We start from the raw sequence: 21,685 nt of genomic DNA, 5'->3' as shown, positions 1-21,685 counted from the left end.
AAAAAATCTGCTAGGCATTGCGTGCAACAAATGAGACAAAATGCACAGGCATCCTACGGGAAAGGATTTCATTCCCCTCGGCATACAGTATAATGATCAACACTATGACAAAGAAAAAAGCATACAAACCCGGTTCCGCAACCATTGCGCAAAATAAACGTGCCCGCCATGAATACTTCATTGAAGAAGAGTTCGAAGCGGGTCTTGCACTGCAAGGTTGGGAAGTAAAATCTCTGCGTGCTGGCAAAGCCAACATTAGTGATAGCTACGTAACCTTTAGAAATGGCGAGGCCTTCTTGTTTGGCGCCACCATTACGCCGTTGAACGTTGCGTCGACTCATGTTGTCTGCGAGCCAATGCGTACCCGTAAACTGCTACTAAACAAACGTGAGCTGGATTCTCTGCTCGGTAAAGTTAATCGCGACGGTTTTACCGTAGTTGCCCTTTCCGTATATTGGAAAAATGCTTGGGTTAAAGTTAAAATCGGTGTCGCAAAAGGTAAAAAAGATCACGATAAACGCGATGACATCAAAGATCGTGAATGGCAGCTCGATAAAGCCAGAATAATGAAACACGCTAACCGTTAAGTCTCTGGCTTATCAGCGTATAGTTCTGGTATACTACAGAAGTTCTTTGGGGCTGATTCTGGATTCGACGGGATTCGCGAAACCCAAGGTGCATGCCGAGGTGCGGAGGCCTCGTAAAAAACCGCAAAAAAAATAATTGCAAACGACTCGCAATACGAATCTGCTGCTTTAGCAGCTTAATCAGCCTAAGAAACTGAAGATTCCCTCTCTCCCTAGCCTCCGCTCTTAGGACGGGGATCAAGAGAGGTCAAACCTAAAAGAGATCGCGTGGACACCTTGCCTGTGGTGAAAGCGTTAAACCCAATCAGGATAGTTTGTTAGTGGCGTGTCCGTCCGCAGCTAACCGGCGAATGTAATGACTGGACTAAGCATGTAGTGCCGACGGCGTAGTAATTTCGGACGGGGGTTCAAATCCCCCCAGCTCCACCACTTTTAGTTTTACCGAAGTATAGTAAAGTCTATTAAGCCCGCATGGAACCAGCCTTGCGGGCTTTTTTACGTCTATAGCAGTCTACTGAGAATTGCTAGAAACCACTACTTATGGCACCCTCCTTGGGACCCAACACAAAGGGTCCAAAACTTGAGGGTCCCAAAATGGCAAAACTCGCAAAAAAACTCACGGATACTGAAATCAAAAGCACTAAACCTGCAGACAAAGAAATCAACTTGTTTGACGGTGATGGCTTAATGCTAAGAATCGCTCCCCTCTCAAGGGGTGGTAAGAAAAATTGGTATTTCAGGTATGCAGTGCCAGTAACTAAAAAGCGAACAAAGGTAAGCCTCGGAACATACCCCCACCTCACGTTAGCAAGAGCAAGAGCTTTGCGGGATGAATACCTATCTTTACTTGCCAATGGCATCGATCCACAAGTCCATAACAACGATAAAGCTAATGCATTAAAGGATGCTACTGAGCACACGCTCCAAGCCGTTGCTCGAAAGTGGTTAGATGAGAAGGTAAAGACATCTGGTATATCCAAAGACCATGCAGTAGACATCTGGCGTAGTCTTGAACGAAATATCTTCCCCGGATTAGGCAATGTTCCTATCAAAGAGATCCGGCCTAAGTTATTGAAGCAGCATCTTGACCCAATTGAACAACGCGGTGTATTGGAAACCCTGCGCCGAATCATTTCCCGCTTGAATGAAATCTTCCGCTGGGCAGCGACAGAAGAACTTATTGAGTTTAATCCTGCTGATAACCTCGGTCAGCGTTTTAGTAAACCTAAAAAGCAAAATATGCCCGCCCTTCCCCCCAGCGAACTACCAAGATTTATGGCTGCACTGGCTAATGCCTCAGTCCGTCTGGAAACCCGTATGCTGATTGAATGGCAGTTGCTTACTTGGGTTCGCCCCGGAGAGGCGGTTCGTGCGCGTTGGTCTGACATCGATACAGAGAACAAAGTCTGGAACATCCCTCCCGAATTTATGAAGATGAAACGTCTTCATAAGGTGCCGCTCAGCAAAGAAGCTCTTCGTATACTCGAAAATATGCAGCCTATCAGCAGCCATCGAGAGTGGGTATTTCCCAGCATAAAAACCCCACTGACCCATATGCATGAGCAAACAGCCAATGCAGCGTTAATCCGTATGGGTTTAGGTGGTGAATTGGTTGCACATGGGATGCGCTCGATAGCAAGGACTGCTGCAGAAGAAAGCGGTAAATTTAGGACTGAAGTACTTGAGTCAGCTTTAGCTCATACCAAAAGCACTGAGATTATAGCTGCTTACAATCGTGCAGAGTATCTCGTCGAAAGAGCAGATCTTATGCAATGGTGGGGGGATTATATTCAAGTGCAGAAACATAAGGCTATTGCTGCGTAATAGTGATGCGATCTTACGGCTCCAACAAGATATGTGTTAAAGAAATCCAAAAGAGGTTTGTGGTCACGGTTTCCATTCAATGGCGTGTATGCCTTGATCGAATCTGGCTTATAGTCTGAGGATGCTATTGAACGCCAGATGAACCATCAGGAACGGAGCAACGTTTGCGCTGCTTACACCCACCTTGCTGGACATCTCAATGAACGCAAGCCGATGCTCCAGTGATGGGCTGATTATCTAGATGCAAACCGTAAAGGTATTGTCAGACCGTTTGAATTTTGAATATTATAAATTATCTTGAAAAAGAGGACTACACTGCCTTTTTTCAAAGATTTTCCCATCAAGCCGGAGCTACATCTTTTTCAGGTTTATGATTTTGCGCTATTGATGGTTTTCGTGTTAGAACAGAACGAACCGCTTCATCATTCAGCAACCTAATAAAGGCTTTTTTTCTCGATTTACTTGTCAATTTTATATATTGAATTCCATTTTTATCATTTACCACCTCAATATTCTTGCCTATTGTTGGAAAACTATCTTTTATCTCATTAACTATATTAATATCGACATTTAATTCTAATATCCCATTTTTAAGAACTCTGGCTAATTTTCTCATGAAGCCACGATCCTCTTTCATATCATCAAAAAGCTGTTCTGGTTCAGTCAGAACAGATTTATTAACGATCTCCAGCTCAATAATTTTAGGTGTTACCTCATTCACCATGTTATCTATAACTTGAGTAAGACCATATCTTTCCTCCAATAATTTAATATTGATAGCATAACTAACCCCATCAAAAATGAAGAAATCAATGATTTTTGATATATTTATCATATCGTAAGGTATAGGCACTAAAACATCATCTTTCCCTAAAAAAGATAATCTTGATTTTTTATGTAAAAAGTTCGGATATCTATGCTGGTATAAATAAATATTTTTATCACCATCGCTAATATGATAAACAAGGCCTACGATATCATCAAGACTAGCATCATTAAATTTGAAATCCACAGGATTGTCAGCTAAAGTTAGAGATGATATTTCCTCTATTGTTTTAATTACTTCACCCCTATCATCATCTGAAATATCAAAATAATAGACACCTTTGTTTTCATAGTTCATATCTGTAATATTATCTATTATCTCACCACCATTATCGTCAACTGTAATACGCTTGAGAATTTCATTGGCGATAGATAATTTAAAGCTTTCTGTTATAAGCGGCTCTGTATTTTCATCATGTAAAACAACTCGTCGATAAATATAGTTATTGTCATTTTTTATAATAAAGAACATCTCACCAGAAAGACCGTCATTTTGAAGAAACTCCTCCAACTCTGCTTTCATTTAATAGAATCCTTAATAAAATTAGATAAGTTTAGCGATTAAAGTATCGTCATCAATTTTCTTAATTTTCACTTGACTGCCATTTGATAGTTTCCCTCTGCATATTATAGTGTATTCCTTACAAGAAGAATCACTCTTAATAGAGCACTTATATAACCTGAAACCTAGAATGGCAAGTGAAGGATTGGCATAAAACCTGTTAGTTCTTACATAAATCACCCCAATAAAACAAATCATTAGCAATAAATTTATCACTGTTCTTTTGCTGTTTACGTCTGTAAAAACAAGAGGCATGACATATGTAGTCAAAAACTCCAAATGCTCGTGAGTTTGGTTTTTTACATTTATAACCTTTCTAGTGCTTCCCCAACCTCTGGATAAAGATGAGAATAAATAGAACACAGAGGTAATACCAAATAAAACCATTGAAATACAGAAAATAAAAACAAAATTCCTAATTTTTAGCTTATAAGCATTATTGACTATATAGTCTGGCGTGTATTGTAATGATAGGAATTTCATTAGCCTTTCAAAAAAGACCCAATCAAATGACATTATTGATACAGATAAAAATAAAACCCATAAAGATAAAAAATAAAGATAGTATTTAAACTTTATATTATCGAATGATGCACTGTTAGAGTTTGTGCTTGTCATCATATACCTTACTGAAAACACAGTGCCATTAATGGAATACCTGCCATTCTATCAGAGGCATTCCGCATGAAACAACCATAAGCATAGACAATGATGTTGTGAACTACAGAGTTTTGGAGATACATCTCATATTTTCTGAGAGTCTAGATGGTGAATACTGGCAGTCAACGCGTAATGCTAGATTGCAGCATATTATATATCTTTATGATTATAAAGTGTTTATTATGTCTTGTGACGAAGGTACATATCGTTGTAACCTATGACATACGCGGATAGAGAAGATTTAGATGAAAAATGATAGAACGCAAGCTTTTTGAAACCTTATTAACTAAGACAACTGAAAAACTCTCTCAAGACCTGAACTCATCAAGCGAGTATCATAACTCGAAGAAATTTGAACAGCGAGTTAGAGAGGTTTTAGGTGAAATATTAACGGACATGGGGTTATCAGTGGACATGAGTCCGCCCGCACAAGAGTTTCCAGATATAATTATTGGAAACTTTGGTGTAGAGGTTAAGTATTCAGATAATAATACATGGCGATCTATAGCAAATAGTATCTTTGAAGGAAGTCGTAAACAAGGGGTAGATTATGTATACCTATTATTCGGAAAAATAGGTGGCACACCTGAGGCTAAATGGGGACACTATGATGAATGTATCATGCATGTAAGAACGTCTCATGTCCCAAGGTTTGAAGTGGAAATTAATGCTAAAGAACCATTATTTGATAAACTAAATATAAATTATAATGATTTCCGAATTTTAAGCCCTGAAGAAAAAATGCCATTCATCAGGAAATATGCTAAAAATAGAATGAAACCCGGTGAAAGGCTTTGGTGGATTGATGATCAACCTAATGAAAGGACATTACCCTTAGAGGTCAGGTTATATACAAAGCTTCCACAGCAAGAAAAGAGAAAGTATCGAGCAGAGTCAGCAGTACTGTGCCCACAAATAGTTAAATCTAGTCGGGCATCAGGAAAATATGATGATGTGACTATGTTTCTTCTTACATATTATGGAATATTATGTAATCAAGCTAGGGATTTATTTTCTGCTGGAAGTGTCGCCATGCGGTCGTCATCAGTAAGAGGTGGAAACTATATAGAAAGAGCACTAAATGATATAGAAGCAGAAATGCTTCTGGCATTTTTTGAGTTAGAAGATGCCTTATTTGAAGAGTATTGGGGCATAAATACCCCTAGAGAGGAAAGAATCAAGTATTGGTTAAAGTTGGCTGATTCTTATGCTGTAGGTTGGACTCCATCGGAAACCCTATTTACCGCAGTTAATAAATAGAGAGCGTTTAAAAGGATACCACGATAGTATCGTTTATTAATCATGGCATCCTCAATATAAATTATAATTTATCTAAATATTCTTCAACCGCTTGTGCTAAATGCCAAGCTAAAGCCGGAGGAACTGCATTTCCAACCTGCCTTTCAGTTTCCCTTAAGTTAGATTCAAAAACAAAATTATCAGGGAATGTTTGAAGACGCGCAGCCTCTCGCATCGAAATACGACGATCTAATTTGTAATGAAACTGAATATTGCCATGACACTCAGCTCTTATAGTTTGAGATGGCTTATCTTTCGTTAGGCGTCGGCTTCCTTGGTCTGGACTTTTTTTAGCCTTACTCCAAATATGATTAAAGGTTCGATCCTCATCAAGCTTTTCCAAATCATGAATCGCGTCATTACAAGTCAACCATTCATTTTTGTGTAGTATATCCACAGGTTCTTTAAATAGAGGATTTCCATGTAGTGTTCCAACTATAAAAACACGCTCTCTTGTTTGTGGAACTCCAAAGTTTGCCGAGTTATAAAGTTTATAACTAACATTATAACCCAACTCACTGAAATCCTTTATAACACGAGCCAAAGACTCTTCGTTGTATTTCATAAGCAGTCCTTTAACATTTTCTGCGATGAAAATTTTTGGACGCGAGCGCTTAACAGCTTCTACCATAGCAAGATATAAACCACTGCGTTTTCCATCAACTCCAGCTCTTTTCCCATTAATGGATATATCTTGGCAAGGGAAACCTCCAATTAATACATCACATTCTGTAGGGACTGAATCGATAAGTTCCCATATATCGCCTTCAACTATATTATGTGAAAAGTTTTTCTTATATGTTTTTACTGCATTAGGATTAAACTCATTAGCCCAAATAATTTCAAATTTTGTTTTTTTATATTCTTTATTCAAAAAAGAAAAATTACCACAAAAACCCAAATCCATACCACCACAGCCTGAGAAAAGAGAAATTAGCTTATACTTTTCTTTTTGAAAAAAATCGCTATTCGATGCCAGCGCCATAGATATTTTATTTTCAATCCATGCAGCCAAACTTATGCCTTGTTGCTCTGCTAAAATTTTCCAATTTTTTTTCTGAGATGGTGTAATACGCAAATGTATTTTTTCACTTTTAATTTCTTGTGTAATGATTGTCATTTTCTCACTCTCATACTTAGCATATCTTTGCCTGATCTTTTATACATGATAATCAAAACACCTTGTGTGCACAACAAAAGTTACACACAAAAGAAAAAAAATCATATATTATTGATTTTACTATAAAAATAAAAAATAAAAATTGCGCAAAATTCACAAAAAACGCCAAAACTCAAAGTGAAAGGAAATTTTAGAATCATTTAAACAGAGTCAAAAAGGACCATTCGGCTCTTTTCAATCTCGTAAAGAGAACTATCCAAAGGGGGTAATAGATCCTCCGTATATGGAGCACTCAGACACTTTATTAAAATTAACACTTTAAACAACCATTATAAAATATAGTATTATTTTTTCTCTTGTTAAATATATTATTAAAAATATCATTTGAATAACATTATGATATTTGAAAAAATAAAATAAAATAAAATAAAATAAAATAAAATAAAATAAAATAAAATAAAATAAATGTTAAAATAAAACTCTCAACATCACATTGTTTTTAATTATAACTATCAGAATTAATGACAATATCAAGTACTTCTGAGAATCAACCTAACATAAGTAATTTATCAACGTTATGGATGTCGCAGTTTAACACTTTACACCCTCAACTCTTAAAATGATCTTCTAACGCATTTCTATTAGCTTGAATAATGATATCTCTTTTAATTTTAAAACTATTTAGGCACATCTGTACTGATGCTACTTAAATTTTTTTCTGCCCATCGATATATGCTTTATCATCTTCATCCATTACTTCCTATAAATTAACAATAGCTTGGCTCTCTTTAGCAGAACAAAAGCTATATTTACTAACTACACGCCGTTGCCGACCATGATGCAGAATAAACCATATGGCATTTTTCCCAGTTTGCACACGATTCGCAGGAAGGTGTCGTGACTCCAGCCCAGCCAGTTTGTAAGGTGCAATAATTGCCATAGTTAGAACCTCCCGGTTGCGTCCAGTAGCGTGCTACAGGGATTTTATTAGCTGAACATACAGGATTACTCCCGTAAATAACTTCGACCTTTCCACCTGAACCCCAAACACCGGATTGACAAGACAGCATATCCCCTACACTTGATCGCCCAATAAGCCCATTAGGTGAACAGGCTGCACCAGATACAGCAATCCCATTTATCTGAACATACTCATCTGATGTGATACGCCCTGTCGACTGAATATAACCAGAATAAACACGCTTACTGTTAATATCCGAAGTCGTATTGATATTACCGGTTGCGTTAATCACATTATTAACCTGAACAACACCTCCATAGGTTGAAGCACCACTGACCGATAAGGTAGACTTTGCTTCTACAGCGCCAGTCAAAGTCGAATTCCCTATAACGGTTAAGGCATCGCCTACATTGGTTGATCCTGTCGATTTTAATATCTCCGCCCTCACAGTGCCTGCAGCAGTAATATCTTTGGCGTTATTAATATTTTTGCCGCCCATATTCAGATCTCCCGTCATTGGCAATGTGCCATCACGGCGCAGATAAACCGAATACATTGATGAGTCATAGCCTACACGATAGGCCAATAAACCTTCTGAAGTGATATTGCTGTAGTCAGATGCTTTTTCATTCCATTGACCACCATAACCAGAAGCTACAGTGGGTGAGCGGGTCATTCCGCTGTCTATTCCTGCCGATTGCATCGCTTTACCAAGGAGGTCATAGCGAACTTTCCCTCCTTCATTCCATATTGCCGTTGTCATCACAAGGCCATTGATCACATAGTTAGGAGCTATACCTGAACGTTTCAATAAAACCTTATATAAAGATTTATTGGCATTTATCCCGGTATAACTGACAGGCAATAGTCCTTCAGTAATTAATGTCTGATACGTGATTTCACAGCCATTGGATGAACAAATTCTTGGCCCCGGATCATTGGATTGACTGGTACTGCTTGTCAGGGTTGAAAGCTTGTCATATCGAATACTGATATAGCGATTAACCGCTTCACCGACTTGCTTTATCTGCGCTCCTACCGTATTAGCTATAGCAACATCTTGCTCATTTTTCATATCTTGAAATTTAATAAAAGCCATTGCAGTGCCAACCCCTAAAACCAATACCAACTCTAATAAGGAAAATCCTTTTTTATATTGTTTAATCATTTTCGCGTCCTTTTTTATTTTCACGTAATCATTAATTAACAAAAATAAAAAAGAGGTCAAGATGAACGAAGAATATTTTTAACATAGCGGAATAAAGAAATAGGCTACCGCGCCTTACTGGGCTTGCTCAACAGCTCACCGGCTTAAAAACAAGTTTTAAACCGGTTCACCGTTCGGACGTGAAATAATTATTTAATGATAAAGGTATTAATGTAGGTTTTACCATTATGTCTGTATTTTTCGATATCACTCTCATGAAGATTTTGGATATCGAGCAGAACCCCAAAGACTAACTCTTTATCTACATAACCAATATCACATCCTAAGACTTTGGCAACCTCTGCACCGAAAATAATTTTCTGACGAGTATTCTCTTTTTTTGTTTGTTGTTTCTTTTTAGCTTCCAAGAAGTATAGGCGTTCCTGTGCTGAAGCAATTTGCTGTTTGATGGTTTTTGTTGTCATGATTTATCTCCCCAATGTTTTTTCTTGTTGGCATAAGGGACATCCACATAATCATAACCATTACCAATTTTTTTCTTGATTGATTTAATCTTCAATTTGAATTGTTGCTTTATCTGGCGCTGCTTTGCTTGTTCCCGTATATTAATTACTATTTTCTCTGCTTCTAAATAGGCTTGTTCTGTATCGGTATAAATCCCATCATCAAGAAGTCGCTTGGCTTCCCAATCGATAGCTTCATCATTATTTTTATACATTAAACCTCCTTGTATTTGTTGTTCATTATCCTTTACCATATTTTGGATAATTATCAATACAAGGAGCGATATTTTTAAGTGTACATTTAATTAACTAGTAAATAATCCAAGTGCTTTTGGGAGACACAAATGCACTTAGATTAATCAACCGGAAAATTAATGACGCCAGATGTTCATTATAAAAAACATCCTTTTGACTATCATTCCATTTAGAGACATCAATTTCTAATCTGAAGGGTTTATTTATCTGCTTATCTCTAGACAAAAAAGTCAAAACATATTTATCAGAATTTCGATCAACAATAGTATTCGATTGAATACTTCCAAAATAAATTGCAGGCTTTATATAGCGAATTCCATTCTTATATATAATTAATTGAAATGTTTTTGCATAAGTTCTTTTTTCATAAGTTCTTTTTTCATAAGGCGGCATTGAAATATACTCATCGTGAGTGGTGTTATTGATGTAATAGTCAACTATGGGTTTGATACTTGAGGTTGACACAGGATGTTCATTAGTATATTTATCTTCATTTGGTAATTTAACATGTTTACTATAATGCCCATCCCTTTTATTTCTTTCAGGAACATTAAGTTTCAACAAGGAAATCACTAGCGCAGGAGGAGAGTTTTCTTTTCTTTTCTTTTCTTTTATCATTAGAAGAATGATCTTTACTATTTTTGAAATCGTGAATACCGCAACCTTTCCTAAGATCATTTCCGTGAATAATTTCATCATTTGCACTATCTTTGGCTATAGTCATAATAGATATCCATGCACAACATAAGTCTCTGAATTTTATCCAACCATACCATCTCTTTTCAACTTGATATTCTTAAATCCTTGTAAAAAACCGAGTTATGCTACTGTTATATAGTGCATAAATTTATTGCCACATTGTAATGCCACAAAAAAACAAACACGTAACAAATGATTAAAAGATAAATAGAAAAACCATAGAAAATAACAACCACTAATAATTTTATTTAATACTCACCTCGTTACTTAATTTTTTCGTTAGAGTTTTTCATTTCACATGTTAAATTTAAATTCTTATTTCCCATCCTAACCTGTGAATTGTGCAACAGGGAAAAGCATCTAACAACATGCTTACTTTTCTATTTTAGTGTTTTACCGCCTTACGGTGGGATAAATTAACACTACCATTGTCCTTCGGACACTACCTAAAACCCAACTATGTAATATCGCGGAATACTTCGACCTTTAATCAAGATAGCGCCGCTGAATTCGGCGTTTTATTCTTACTTCGTTTTACAGACCTTAATATATTTTGTATTAATTAAGTAAGCGGTTTTTACACGCCCCAGAAAAGCTTGAATAAAACACTGGGTTCTGCTGTCTGACATTTTGCTTTTGGGCTGGCGAAACAACGGACCATCAACATGAAGTCATTGAACATGCGTTGGCGTACCAACTGGCAGATAAGGTGGCAGCGGCATATCTACGTGGGACGTTATGACCTAAACGTGTGGAGCTGATAGATGATTGGACGGGGTATTTTTAGCCAATATTCGCGCTGCTTACGTGCCTTACTGAGTGGTGTTGATTGTCGTGACAGGTTGATACTTTCTTAGTCAGAAACGGATAATCGAAGTATGTAAATAACATGTAGAAACTAATGCCGTATATGTGAGTAAACGGCATCAGCTATATTAGGCTTTAGTCGGTAATTTTATACTTCTTGACATGAGATGAAGTTGCTCCATATCTTCATCCCATAAATTATTAGCCTTCATAATATCTCGTATAATTAGATAGTCTTCACTTGTATGTAATATTGTCGCCGATACTGCCGAAAATATTGCACTTTTTTGACATTCATTCAGTATACCTCTAACAGTACCGATTAATTTTCTCTTCTTCTGATTTGTTGGATTTGAAATATACTCCTCAAATAAAACCACAGAATCCTCTAGTTTTTCCGAAATTATAGTTCCTGTTTCACACCGTGGTTTTACTAAATGTTCTCTATCATTAAGATTTAAAACATCTATAGTCAAAGTGCCAATTCCATTTTTTCCTTTTACTCTAAAATTTTTAATATAAAAATATTCTGCTGGGATATCATTGAAAGGATTAATTATTGGTTCATGGACAACATCATGAGTCCCTTTCGAACTATTACAATGACGACATGAGGGTAATAGATTATTCCACTCTATTACATCATCGGGGTAATCATTCTTATCCTTAAAATGCTCTACCTCATGGTAAGTACTTTTTTCACCAAGTTTTACCTCACAATACGCACATTTTTTATCACTTATTTCCATCAACGAATTTTTTACATCATCATGATGCCATACATGTGAACCATTATTCTTAAATCTTTCAGTTAAACGACTAACATTCTGCGGAGAAAAGAATAGAGGTGTAAAGTTTCTTTCCAGCTTAATCATTTACTTTTCAACCTCCTCGCTTATTGAGGAAAGGTCAATGCTAAGCATTTTTCTAAGTACATTTGATGGATGAAGTGCCATATCTAATTCTCTATAAATACTTTCTGCTTCAATTTTATTTTCTTCATCAATGGCTTTGTCAAATTCAGCAAGCATATTTTTTAATTTCTGGCTTCTGGTATCTTCCATTCCCATTACATCTTTAAGAACCTCGTCTAATGTCCATCCAGTATAACCAAATTCATTACTTGGAAGTTCTCTGACATAAGTAAATCCATTACTATCGGTCCCTAATGCAATTATTTGATTAGGCTCTGCATTTTGTATAACATGAGGACTATGAGTAGTAACTATGAATTGTGTTGCAGGGAATGTATTTCGCAAAACAGAAACAATTTTGGATTGCCATTCAGGATGAAGATGCATTTCTAATTCATCGATTAACACAATGCCATCAAAATCTTGCGCTAAACAATCATCATCTGACATTCTCAGCTCAATCTCTTTGATAATGCCGAATAAAATACTCAGACATGATTTAAATCCTGAGGATAGATATTCGTACCAAATTTCTCCATTTGGAGTACATACGAAGACATCGAATTTTTTCGCATCCACACGAGAAAAACTATATTCAACATTGAGCAATGAAAAACATTTTTTTGCCAACTCCAAATTAATTTTGTTATTATCACTCAAAGCATCTGGAGTATTAACGAAAAGACAGCGTTTTGCGAACCAATTTTTCATATCCGCAACCGAAATCCCATTTGTCAAAAGTGAATATATGCTATGTTCTTGTCTTTCCTCATCTTTAGAAATATTAGATAAAGATACATACTTGAACATCCTAGAGATATTCAAATAAATTACTTTCCTTCCTGCTTGACCCAATCCATTAATATAAGAGTGATCCTCAGGATCAAATTTCTCAAAAGAAATATTGCTTTCTTTGATGCTATCGCAATCATTTAAAACAATATTTATCTGACCATTAGTAGATTGGGCATGTCTTTTGAGGACATTGCTGTTTGTAGAAATAAAGCTATGTGCCACAGAGTCTAAAATTGTAGTTTTCCCTATTCCATTTGGACCACAAATAATATTCATGTATTCATCAAAGTCTATAATAGCTCTTTTTATACCACCAATATCTTTTATATCAATTTTTTGTATTTTCATTTAAACACCTACTTTATAAAAACTAAAATACTAATATTGCCTTGGCAAATAATAATCACACATTAAAACATTTAGTTAACAGCTAACTCCATATTTCTCAAGAATACTTAACGCCTACTATCAACATATACCAATTCTAACCTAAGATATCGCTAAGAAGGCAAAAAATCGTTACAACAACAGCTCAAAGAATGTCTTCTAGGACACAGTGGTGCCTTACAAGAGATAAAGTTTCCCTGTCTGATACTGCTGTTGTCTTGTTAAAGGATTTACCACGCTTTAAGAACAATAACTTTGTGCTCCCTGCCCCGCTAAAAGAACAACTTTCGTAATTGGGCTGGCGAAGCGGCCACTACCCGCATGGAGATATTGAACATGCGTTTGCTTATCAGCTGGCAAATATGGCCTAAGCGTGTTGCATTGATGTATGACTCATCATTATATTGTATGAGCAATAAATGTCCAAATCTGTAACAACAAAATCAATGCATTGTGCTCTGAGAGCCGTTAATGATGAGTGAAAACACCATCAACAACGCGTTTAGTTAATGGGCTATGACACCAAAAGAGAAGTTTGTGATCATGGTTTCCGCTCTAAGGCTTGTATTGCCTTAATTGAGTCAGGTTTATGGTCAGAAGATGCTGTTGAGCTTCAGATGAGCCACAAGGAAAGCAACAGCGTCCGTGCAGCATATACCAACAAAGCGCCGCTTGATGCTCCAGTGGTGGGCTGATTTCCTTGATGCTAACAGCAATAGTATGGTCAGGTCGTTTTAATTTGCTAAAAAAATATAGCGATTGCAACCAAGAATGGTTGATTCTTCTTAGAGGGATGAGATACTGACAGAAGTATCTACATAAAGTTAATCAATAGAATAGGATTTTCAACATTGATAAACCCTCTCTCTTTTTTCACATTCCTTTACTCGTTAAGCAAAGATGCCCCAGAGGCAGTAAACATTCAATACGAAGCACCGATGCCAAGTTTGTTGCCGCCCGAATTACATGATAAAGCAGAAATAGAAGGATTTTTCACCTCTCAAGTATGGGTGGAAAATCTATCTGGAAGAGTATTAGATAATATAAGGATTAATCTTACGGCACCTTTATCCTATGCCCCAATAGTGAGAACAAATAAAACACACCGTATTATAAAATACAGTTACGACCCAAAAACATATGAACTCACATTTCAAAAATTAGATCCCAAAGAATCTCTGAGAATAACATTCTTTCCATCCTTAGATTTCATATCTTCTTTCAAAAAACCACAAATAATAATTGACAACCAAGAGCTAAGTAAATCGAGAGAGTTTGTTGGGTTTTGTCGAAAATACCCACCATTAACTTTCGGAGTGATTTTTTCTATCTTATTTGCAATCTCAATATTAACTTTCACAGGATACAATACCCTTCGACATCATGGGATAATAGATAAAAACTCTGACATTTCATTAATGAATCAGGCAAATGAAAGAATGAAGGGTTATGGATGCCCATTGAATGTTGGAGTTGTTGACGAAAAACTAAAAGAAACTGTAAAAAATACATTTGGATACCCTTCTGCAATACTTCAGTTTAATGGCGTGAAAAATACACAAGAGCTATGGGCAAAAGAGAAAATAGTCTATCTCGATTGCAACCCTAACTAATATAATTACAAGGACCTTTTATGGATTTTTTCTCACCTGTAGTAAACGAAGATAAATTCCATGAGAATTTTAAAAGAGTATTATTAAAAAATGATAAGATGTCTCAAGCGCTTTTTAATCAATGGGCTGAAGGATTTGTTGACCGAGATAACAAAATAGTAAAAGAATTTCAAACATCATTCAACTCAACCTTTTGGGAAGTATATATACATGCAGCTATAAAGCATTATAATTTAAATGTCGACTTTACTTTTTCCTCACCTGATTTTTATATCCCTGATGCTCAAATAATTATTGAGGCTACAACAGCAAATGCGGCAAAAGATAAAACACCTGAGTGGGAGAAAAAATACACACCAGAAGAGATGATAAAGTTAAAACGGTTTGGTGAGTTGAACCGAGAAGCTATTATAAGACTCAGTAGTGCTATAACACAAAAAGACAAGAAATATAATAGCCTCTATTCGAAATTGAGTCATGTTAAAGGTAAAGCATTTGTTTTAGCCGTAGCACCATTTGAACAGCCATTTTTTAACTTGCAGTATGATCGTGCAATCAGAGCTGTGCTATATAGTGATTACGTAAATGAAGATGTTTATTTAGATAATCCAGAGTTATATCCTGAAGGACCTCCAAATCAACATTTAGATTATATTATCAAAGATAATGGCGCGGAAGTGCCGCTCGGATTTTTTTGTGATGAGCAGTACGAGAATATTAGTGCCATCATTTTTAATTGCAACGCAACTTGGGGTAAGGTTGTTGCATTAGCGAATAAAAACAATCCAAATGGTCAAATCAGCTCAGTTTGGGCAGTTCCACCAGAAGGTAAACCGAAGGGTATAATATGTAAGCCCTCAGAATATAATGAAAACATTCTGGACGGTTTGATGATATTTCACAATCCCTATGCAAAAAATCCACTTTCTCCACGTGTTTTTAGATCTGATCGAGTAGTTCAATTCTTCCCCGATCATAAGACTATGACGCTACAAGTGGAAAACTATAATAACTGTCTACACTCCAGAAGTGTAATTATCGCCAATTATAAAAGCACGGTCACCAGATAAATCATAAAATATAAATACTACAATAAGAAAAGAGCCTTTCGGCTTTTTCTTTTCCCTTGAAGGGAACTACCCGTTGGGTAGAGTACATATCCCCATACTTGGGGCAACTCAATCAGCCCATTGGACTGTAAACCACTCCCCATATATGGGGCAATCAGACACTTCGTTGAAGTGAATATTCGCAAGGAACACTTATTAAATATAATATTAAACATCGATTGTCAAATATATTTAACTATTTAAATAAATGATTATCATAATCGCTTACTCTGGATAAATTTAATCTCCCATAAAAATCTGTAGGATCAAAAAATATTTATCCCACATCGCTTTTATGAGTATATTATTCCTGCCTTCCCACCATATCCTCAAGAAATCTTTTTCCTCGCAACTTAATTCTTGCTTTAGCCTCCACATTAATATTCGAAGCCTGTAATAACATTCCCAATACAAACTCCTTATCGACATCTTCTACTTTACAGCCAATAGCTTTAGCCACTTCTGCCCCTAAAATAATCTTCAGACGTGTTTCAGCACTCTTGGTCAGAGATTTTTCTTTGCACTTAAGTCGATTCAGATGCATCTGTGCCGAAGCTATTTTTTGTTTAATTTTTTTTCTATTCTTGGCTCTCTGTTTTTATCATCCACATTCATAATTACTTTCCCTTTAATTTGTTAAAAACATGAAATACAATTAAAAAAGGGAAAGGTCAAACCATAGGCAGAAAGTTGAATGCTGTTCATTTCAAATTAAACTACGCAGCGCGAGATGATTGTTCCAGACAATCAGTTGCTGAACAGGCTTGCCCTGTCAACGATGGGATTCATCCAAAAAATGGTGTTTTGGTTTTAAAAATAAGATACTAGTAAGCTCAAAGTAAAATTGTGCAACACAAGTGAGTGCAATCACTAACTCAAAATATTTAATACTCTCCGCGTTACTTATTTTATCAAATCAATGAAAGCAATTTCACCTGTTTTCTTTTGATTCTGATTTCAGTTCTTAACCTGTGAAATGTGCAACACGTAAAAGTAATTTTTATTTTCACTATTCTATCTTAATTCAGCTTTCCCGCCTTACGGCGGGAGCGAAAAACTCTTTTTGCCCTTACGGGCGCTCTCTAAAACCAATATATTCAATACAACTATGCAACCTCAGCCATCCATCCGATTCTAGCCCCGTTAATTTCACAGTCTGTAAAACTAGCGTTATTATTAATAATATAGAGAAACTTAAAACATTGTCGTTATTTTTAGCTCCTTTAGGAGATATAAAAATAAAGCAATGCCCACTTATACACTGCTACGCAGCGTGTGGGGTCTACCGACGGTTGCTGCCGCAGGCTAAAAGCAAAATAAAGTTCAACGTCAACCTCTGAGTTTTTCTTGCGAAAAACTAAAACCAGCATGGTGAGCGTTGATGTTTAGTTGATAGTTTTTATTATATTAAGGTCTTTTATTATATGGCAATATTTCATCTGGAGTTTAAAATTGTGAAACGCTCGGAGGGTATGTCTTCCTGTAGGAAAGCTGCCTACCATACACGTTGCAGAATCACAGATGATCGCACTGGCAATACCTACGATTTTAGCCACCGTTCTGATTTATTCCATCATCAGATATTAGCCCCTGCTTCTGCTCCTTCTCATATTATCGAAAGCTCAACAGCCTTATGGAATAAAGTCGAAGAGGATGAGCGTCAGAGCAATGGTCAAACAGCTCGCTATTTTGATGTCGCTATTCCCACTGAAATTAACAATGAAGATAAGATAAAACTGGTTTTAGATTACTGTCAGAAGAACTTTGTCGATAAAGGCATGATTGCTGATATCGCTTTTCATGATCTTGATAGCCAAAACCCCCATGCACATGTGATGCTGACATTAAAACCGATCACTGCTGAAGGCTTTGGTAAAAAAGACAGAAGCTGGAATGACAAGAAAAACGTGATCAAGTGGCGTGAATCATGGGCAACATTTACTAATAGCTATCTGGCTGCCGCTGGCAGTGATGCACGTATTGACCACCGTTCTATTGAGATCCAGCATGATGAAGCTCTTGAGAATGCCACTATCACATTTGACGTTGAAGAAAAAGCATTATGGATTGCTAAAGCAGCATTAACCAGTCGTCCAGCTATGCAACGTATACCTCGTGCTAAATGGAACAGTCAAACAGCTCAACAACAACGTGCTGCTGAACAGGCTGTTCGTGATGAGATGAAGCAAGAAGCTGCAGCAACATACAATACGTTTAAAGATTTAGATCTGCAGATAGTAGTAGACCTAAACAGTTTCACTGTTTCACATATGCCTGAGCCTGTGGAAATTATATTAACTGATGCAGGTTCACAGTCAGCATCAGAAGAGCAAAAACCTGTTCTGGTTGCTCCTACGCCTCATACACGCACTAAACTGAAAACCTTGTCCTCTTCAACACCCGGAGCAATTAAACGCGCTCCTGTTAAATCTAAGAAGAAACAGGTTAAACCTAAGAAGAAAGGTATCTTTAAGCGCTTTACCTTGCTGGTAGCTGAATTCTTCAAGGGAAGATTTATCTGGGCTAAGAAGAAACCTGCCCCTGTTTCCGTGGATGCTGAACATGATAAACGTATTGCTGAAAACTATGTCTTTGATGAGGTTCAGGGGATCTATGTTTCACGCTCTGAGCATGAAAAACGTGTCAGGTTTAACAGCAATGACTATCGACCTACCCCTGATAAGATCAGGAGTTTTCCAAGCCATCCTAAAGAAAAACAATATAACGCCGCTAACAATTTGGATTTCCCTTCTCAAGATAATCAAATTAAACCTTCAAGTATAAAAATGGATAACCAAAATTTTCGACCATAAAATTACAAGTAAATATGAATTGCAACATAGATAAGAGACGTGATATTTTTTGTTAATTATCAAATTAAATATATAAGGCTATCATGATTAGTTCAATCACAGCAAATGGCACCGATATAAAACTAAGAAACTCTAGTGTAGGCGACATTAACATCTACTCTATGGATTCATTATCTTTGCTTATAGGTATAAATGGTTCGGGCAAGACAAAATGCTTATGCAGTATAATTAGTCATTTTTTCCCTAAAAACAACATGCAATTAATAAGTGAATGCAATATATGGAACTCCCGTGGCGAGAGAATAGATAATTCTGAAATTAAAAACTGGGGTGTTATATACTTTACTCCTCTACCATTTAGACCGAAATTAGATATTAGAAATAATAGGTTTATTAATGCATCTCCAGCACCAAGTGGAAGAAACACGGTATTTGATCTTATAGGGTATGAAGATTTAATATCTGACTTTGGGATTTCTCCAAAAGTTGTCGCAATGCGAACAACTAATATTAGCAAAATTGCAAGATTGATACTTAATATAGCCTTAGACAATAAAGATCTTAATAAAGATAGCATACTGTTAAATCACGGGCTAGCTAATATATTGTCGCTACGAGAAGAAATAGATAGCAATAACTACAATTCTAATAATGACAACACCGGAGTATACAATAACAATAAAAATATTCAAACTGAAATTGATCATATCATGGAAAGTTGTTCTGCACATTTAATCGATACGGTACATAGCGATATAGGTGAGGATAAGCTTTTTTCAATATTCAGCATAATAGATTGGGCAAGCACAAAGAAGCAGTTCAATAATAATGTAGTTGTTTCACTATTAAACAGATACTTAGGGTTAAATATTCGTTTAAACAGAAAGTACAGAGAAAACAAATTACAATTTGAATGTGAAAATAAAATTGATAGCTTATTTTATTTTTTAAAACATGAGGTAGCAGATTATAATATAACTAGGAATTCACGATTTAATGAGGTACTTTTAAAACTTGAATTTGAAATAAAACCTTATGAGGGTAAGGAAATTTTAACAAAATACAATTTAAATGATATATTTAAAATTGAGTTTTCTGAAATGAGTTCTGGACAGACAGCTATTTTAGCTCAAATTGGTGCCATATCTGATTCTATTACCAAACTTTCAGAGAGAGGTATTACATCAATACTATTGTTGATAGATGAAGGGGATGCTTTTTTGCACATGGATTGGCAAAGAAAATATATTTCTAGTTTGAACAAAATGCTAGGAAAACTGAAAGTATCTCTAGGGATAAAACATTTACAACTTATTTTAGCCACGCACTCTCCACTATTAGCGACAGATGTCCCCAAAGATTTTATAAGCAGGCTATCAGTTGAAAATAACGCCTTGAGTGGTTTTGCATCCCCTCTTTATATTTTACTAAATGAATCCTTCGGAACTAAAACCATTGGAGAGTTTGCAACAGATAAAATTGAAAAAATCTTTAATAAAATACCTTATAATAACTTGACTGAAGAAGATCATTACCTTATAGAAAATATAGACAACCCTTTAATAAAAAATGAAATTGAACGGTTAGTTCTACAGTATAAGGATTGAAGGAGTTTATGTATGATAATTTCAATTAAAAACAACTGGCAAAATGCAATGAAATTACATTCAGATTATTTAAATGATTTAATATGTGATTATCTAAATTCAACAATTCGCCGTTCCACTGGATGGGACGAAGCTAAAAATTTCATTGCAGAGGTACATCATTTATTAATACTAGCAGGTAAAGTTGATATTTTGGAGAGTATCAGAATATATAAAGCATACAAAAGCAGATTGTTAATAACACCTAATATATCTAAGCAATTCGATAAAGAAATAAAGTCTGTCTTTAATTACAACAAATTTGTTAGGAAATCTGGAACATGGAATGCTTATTCATTATGTAATAAATCAATAACCAGAACATGCCCATATTGCAATCAAGCATATGCATTTTCCATACAAAAAAAGAATAGAGGCTTTAGACCTACATTAGATCATTTTTATAGTAAGGATGATTACCCTCACCTTGCATTAGTTATTAATAATTTAATCCCAAGTTGTAGCGCATGTAATTCGAGCCTTAAAGGTAAAATTGATTTTTTCGCAAATGAACATTTAAACCCACTATGGGATGATGAAGCTATAAATTTCGTCCTAACACATGAAGATGGAATTTTAACATTAATAGATGGAATGATTTCATCTCCAGAAAATATAAAAATAAATATATCTTTCGATTCAAAAAAACCTTCAATCAAAAACTCTGTTGATACTTTTTTGATAAATGAAAGATATCAAGAACTGACAGTTGAAGCAATAGAATTTGCTACAGCAAAATTAAACTTAGAGCATGCATTGTCTACTGGATTATCGTATTTCAGGAATAGCTCAGAAAGTAATATATTAAGATTTGACAAAAAAGAATATAAGAGGTACTTACTTGGAAAGTTATTTTTAGATATATACAATAACATACCAAATACGAATATTATCAGCACTCGGTAATTTTACCATCAACAAGAAAATACTATTCTCTATCCAAAATCTAACGAATGGTATTTTCTATAAAAATTAAATTTACGCCTAAAAATATTTGCAGAGAAAATATCCTTTCCAGCAATATTTAACAACATACCAACTACGACTAACAGAATCATATGTAGGCATATAATATTCAAAACATACCCTTGTGAGTAGATTCAACACTGAACTGAAGCTTACAGCTTGTACAGACATG

The 21,685-nt window shown here is 35.7% G+C and carries 16 protein-coding genes, 1 other RNA gene and 4 pseudogenes; 11 read left to right on the top strand and 10 right to left on the bottom strand.

Annotated elements, in window-relative coordinates:
* The first annotated feature begins 104 nt into the window (after positions 1 to 104).
* From smpB to EL015_RS21790, 4 genes and pseudogenes are all read left to right on the top strand, one after another.
* Positions 105 to 587, top strand: coding sequence for an SsrA-binding protein SmpB (smpB, locus tag EL015_RS05410; RefSeq protein WP_032907022.1), 483 nt, complete (start codon positions 105 to 107; stop codon positions 585 to 587).
* A gap of 48 nt (positions 588 to 635) precedes the next feature.
* Positions 636 to 1,016, top strand: a transfer-messenger RNA (tmRNA) gene (gene ssrA / locus EL015_RS05405).
* A gap of 165 nt (positions 1,017 to 1,181) precedes the next feature.
* Positions 1,182 to 2,411, top strand: coding sequence for an integrase domain-containing protein (locus EL015_RS05400; RefSeq protein WP_032907002.1), 1,230 nt, complete (start codon positions 1,182 to 1,184; stop codon positions 2,409 to 2,411).
* A 52-nt stretch (positions 2,412 to 2,463) separates the two neighbouring features.
* Positions 2,464 to 2,636: pseudogene (locus EL015_RS21790) on the top strand (tyrosine-type recombinase/integrase); the annotation flags it as partial.
* A 115-nt stretch (positions 2,637 to 2,751) separates the two neighbouring features.
* Here EL015_RS21790 and EL015_RS05390 read toward each other — a convergent pair.
* Together EL015_RS05390 and kwaA are read right to left on the bottom strand one after the other, a co-directional pair.
* Entirely contained in the window at positions 2,752 to 3,759 is a 1,008-nt protein-coding gene (locus EL015_RS05390) for a Kiwa anti-phage protein KwaB-like domain-containing protein (RefSeq protein ID WP_005188684.1), read from the bottom strand.
* A 21-nt stretch (positions 3,760 to 3,780) separates the two neighbouring features.
* Complete coding sequence (gene kwaA / locus EL015_RS05385; protein ID WP_005188686.1) at positions 3,781 to 4,419, bottom strand: anti-phage protein KwaA; 639 nt, start codon at positions 4,417 to 4,419, stop codon at positions 3,781 to 3,783.
* 291 nt (positions 4,420 to 4,710) lie between these two features.
* Here kwaA and EL015_RS05380 point away from each other — a divergent pair, with 291 nt between their 5' ends.
* The gene (locus EL015_RS05380; protein WP_005188690.1) at positions 4,711 to 5,718 is read left to right on the top strand and encodes a hypothetical protein; all 1,008 of its coding nucleotides are present in this window, start codon (positions 4,711 to 4,713) and stop codon (positions 5,716 to 5,718) included.
* A 61-nt stretch (positions 5,719 to 5,779) separates the two neighbouring features.
* Here EL015_RS05380 and dcm read toward each other — a convergent pair whose 3' ends face one another.
* From dcm to EL015_RS05340, 7 genes and pseudogenes are all read right to left on the bottom strand, one after another.
* Entirely contained in the window at positions 5,780 to 6,877 is a 1,098-nt protein-coding gene (gene dcm / locus EL015_RS05375; RefSeq protein ID WP_005188692.1) for a DNA (cytosine-5-)-methyltransferase, read from the bottom strand.
* A gap of 812 nt (positions 6,878 to 7,689) precedes the next feature.
* Positions 7,690 to 9,006, bottom strand: coding sequence for a shufflon system plasmid conjugative transfer pilus tip adhesin PilV (gene pilV, locus EL015_RS05370; RefSeq protein ID WP_032907004.1), 1,317 nt, complete (start codon positions 9,004 to 9,006; stop codon positions 7,690 to 7,692).
* Positions 9,007 to 9,194: 188 nt separating this feature from the next.
* Positions 9,195 to 9,470, bottom strand: a complete 276-nt coding sequence (locus EL015_RS05365; protein ID WP_032907006.1) for a conjugal transfer protein TraD — start codon at positions 9,468 to 9,470, stop codon at positions 9,195 to 9,197.
* A complete protein-coding gene (locus tag EL015_RS05360) occupies positions 9,467 to 9,724 on the bottom strand; it encodes a hypothetical protein (RefSeq protein WP_005188700.1) in 258 nt (85 codons plus the stop codon). Before EL015_RS05360 ends, EL015_RS05365 begins: the two co-directional genes overlap by 4 nt.
* 169 nt (positions 9,725 to 9,893) lie before the next feature.
* A pseudogene (locus EL015_RS05355) lies at positions 9,894 to 10,488 on the bottom strand (hypothetical protein); the annotation flags it as partial.
* A gap of 910 nt (positions 10,489 to 11,398) precedes the next feature.
* The gene (locus EL015_RS05345) at positions 11,399 to 12,145 is read right to left on the bottom strand and encodes an HNH endonuclease (protein ID WP_005188703.1); all 747 of its coding nucleotides are present in this window, start codon (positions 12,143 to 12,145) and stop codon (positions 11,399 to 11,401) included.
* On the bottom strand, positions 12,146 to 13,327 hold the full coding sequence (locus EL015_RS05340; protein ID WP_005188705.1) for an AAA family ATPase: 1,182 nt from the start codon (positions 13,325 to 13,327) through the stop codon (positions 12,146 to 12,148). It abuts the gene before it with no gap.
* Positions 13,328 to 13,840: 513 nt separating this feature from the next.
* Between EL015_RS05340 and EL015_RS05330 the strand changes: the two are divergent.
* The 3 genes and pseudogenes from EL015_RS05330 to EL015_RS05320 form a co-directional block, all read left to right on the top strand.
* Positions 13,841 to 14,104: pseudogene (locus tag EL015_RS05330) on the top strand (tyrosine-type recombinase/integrase); the annotation flags it as partial.
* Positions 14,105 to 14,304: 200 nt separating this feature from the next.
* A complete protein-coding gene (locus EL015_RS05325) occupies positions 14,305 to 14,979 on the top strand; it encodes a hypothetical protein (protein WP_197716184.1) in 675 nt (224 codons plus the stop codon).
* A gap of 20 nt (positions 14,980 to 14,999) precedes the next feature.
* On the top strand, positions 15,000 to 16,049 hold the full coding sequence (locus tag EL015_RS05320; protein WP_005188715.1) for a hypothetical protein: 1,050 nt from the start codon (positions 15,000 to 15,002) through the stop codon (positions 16,047 to 16,049).
* A 343-nt stretch (positions 16,050 to 16,392) separates the two neighbouring features.
* Here EL015_RS05320 and EL015_RS05315 read toward each other — a convergent pair.
* Positions 16,393 to 16,703 (bottom strand): annotated as a pseudogene (locus tag EL015_RS05315) (conjugal transfer protein TraD).
* 809 nt (positions 16,704 to 17,512) lie between these two features.
* Here EL015_RS05315 and mobQ point away from each other — a divergent pair.
* The 3 genes from mobQ to EL015_RS05300 all read left to right on the top strand — a co-directional run bounded on the left by mobQ (position 17,513) and on the right by EL015_RS05300 (position 21,453).
* Positions 17,513 to 18,901: a MobQ family relaxase gene (gene mobQ, locus EL015_RS05310; protein WP_005188726.1), complete on the top strand. Its 1,389-nt coding sequence runs from the start codon at positions 17,513 to 17,515 to the stop codon at positions 18,899 to 18,901.
* A gap of 83 nt (positions 18,902 to 18,984) precedes the next feature.
* Positions 18,985 to 20,508, top strand: a complete 1,524-nt coding sequence (locus EL015_RS05305; protein ID WP_005188727.1) for an AAA family ATPase — start codon at positions 18,985 to 18,987, stop codon at positions 20,506 to 20,508.
* Positions 20,509 to 20,520: 12 nt separating this feature from the next.
* Positions 20,521 to 21,453: a hypothetical protein gene (locus tag EL015_RS05300; RefSeq protein ID WP_005188730.1), complete on the top strand. Its 933-nt coding sequence runs from the start codon at positions 20,521 to 20,523 to the stop codon at positions 21,451 to 21,453.
* Positions 21,454 to 21,685 lie beyond the last annotated feature (232 nt).

The sequence above is a fragment of the Yersinia intermedia genome, assembly GCF_900635455.1.
Classification (GTDB): domain Bacteria; phylum Pseudomonadota; class Gammaproteobacteria; order Enterobacterales; family Enterobacteriaceae; genus Yersinia; species Yersinia intermedia.
The sequence above is the reverse complement of the archived record's forward strand: the minus strand, read 5'-3'. Positions and strand labels throughout refer to the sequence as shown.

Bases quoted from the DNA above. Each gene is read 5' to 3' on its own strand.
- mobQ (WP_005188726.1), top strand. From the start codon at position 17,513: ATGGCAATATTTCATCTGGAGTTTAAAATTGTGAAACGCTCGGAGGGT.
- kwaA (WP_005188686.1), bottom strand. From the start codon at position 4,419: ATGATGACAAGCACAAACTCTAACAGTGCATCATTCGATAATATAAAG.
- pilV (WP_032907004.1), bottom strand. From the start codon at position 9,006: ATGATTAAACAATATAAAAAAGGATTTTCCTTATTAGAGTTGGTATTG.
- EL015_RS05320 (WP_005188715.1), top strand. From the start codon at position 15,000: ATGGATTTTTTCTCACCTGTAGTAAACGAAGATAAATTCCATGAGAAT.
- EL015_RS05340 (WP_005188705.1), bottom strand. From the start codon at position 13,327: ATGAAAATACAAAAAATTGATATAAAAGATATTGGTGGTATAAAAAGA.
- smpB (WP_032907022.1), top strand. From the start codon at position 105: ATGACAAAGAAAAAAGCATACAAACCCGGTTCCGCAACCATTGCGCAA.
- EL015_RS05365 (WP_032907006.1), bottom strand. From the start codon at position 9,470: ATGACAACAAAAACCATCAAACAGCAAATTGCTTCAGCACAGGAACGC.
- EL015_RS05325 (WP_197716184.1), top strand. From the start codon at position 14,305: ATGCCAAGTTTGTTGCCGCCCGAATTACATGATAAAGCAGAAATAGAA.
- EL015_RS05345 (WP_005188703.1), bottom strand. From the start codon at position 12,145: ATGATTAAGCTGGAAAGAAACTTTACACCTCTATTCTTTTCTCCGCAG.
- EL015_RS05400 (WP_032907002.1), top strand. From the start codon at position 1,182: ATGGCAAAACTCGCAAAAAAACTCACGGATACTGAAATCAAAAGCACT.
- EL015_RS05360 (WP_005188700.1), bottom strand. From the start codon at position 9,724: ATGTATAAAAATAATGATGAAGCTATCGATTGGGAAGCCAAGCGACTT.
- EL015_RS05380 (WP_005188690.1), top strand. From the start codon at position 4,711: ATGATAGAACGCAAGCTTTTTGAAACCTTATTAACTAAGACAACTGAA.
- EL015_RS05305 (WP_005188727.1), top strand. From the start codon at position 18,985: ATGATTAGTTCAATCACAGCAAATGGCACCGATATAAAACTAAGAAAC.
- EL015_RS05390 (WP_005188684.1), bottom strand. From the start codon at position 3,759: ATGAAAGCAGAGTTGGAGGAGTTTCTTCAAAATGACGGTCTTTCTGGT.
- dcm (WP_005188692.1), bottom strand. From the start codon at position 6,877: ATGACAATCATTACACAAGAAATTAAAAGTGAAAAAATACATTTGCGT.
- EL015_RS05300 (WP_005188730.1), top strand. From the start codon at position 20,521: ATGATAATTTCAATTAAAAACAACTGGCAAAATGCAATGAAATTACAT.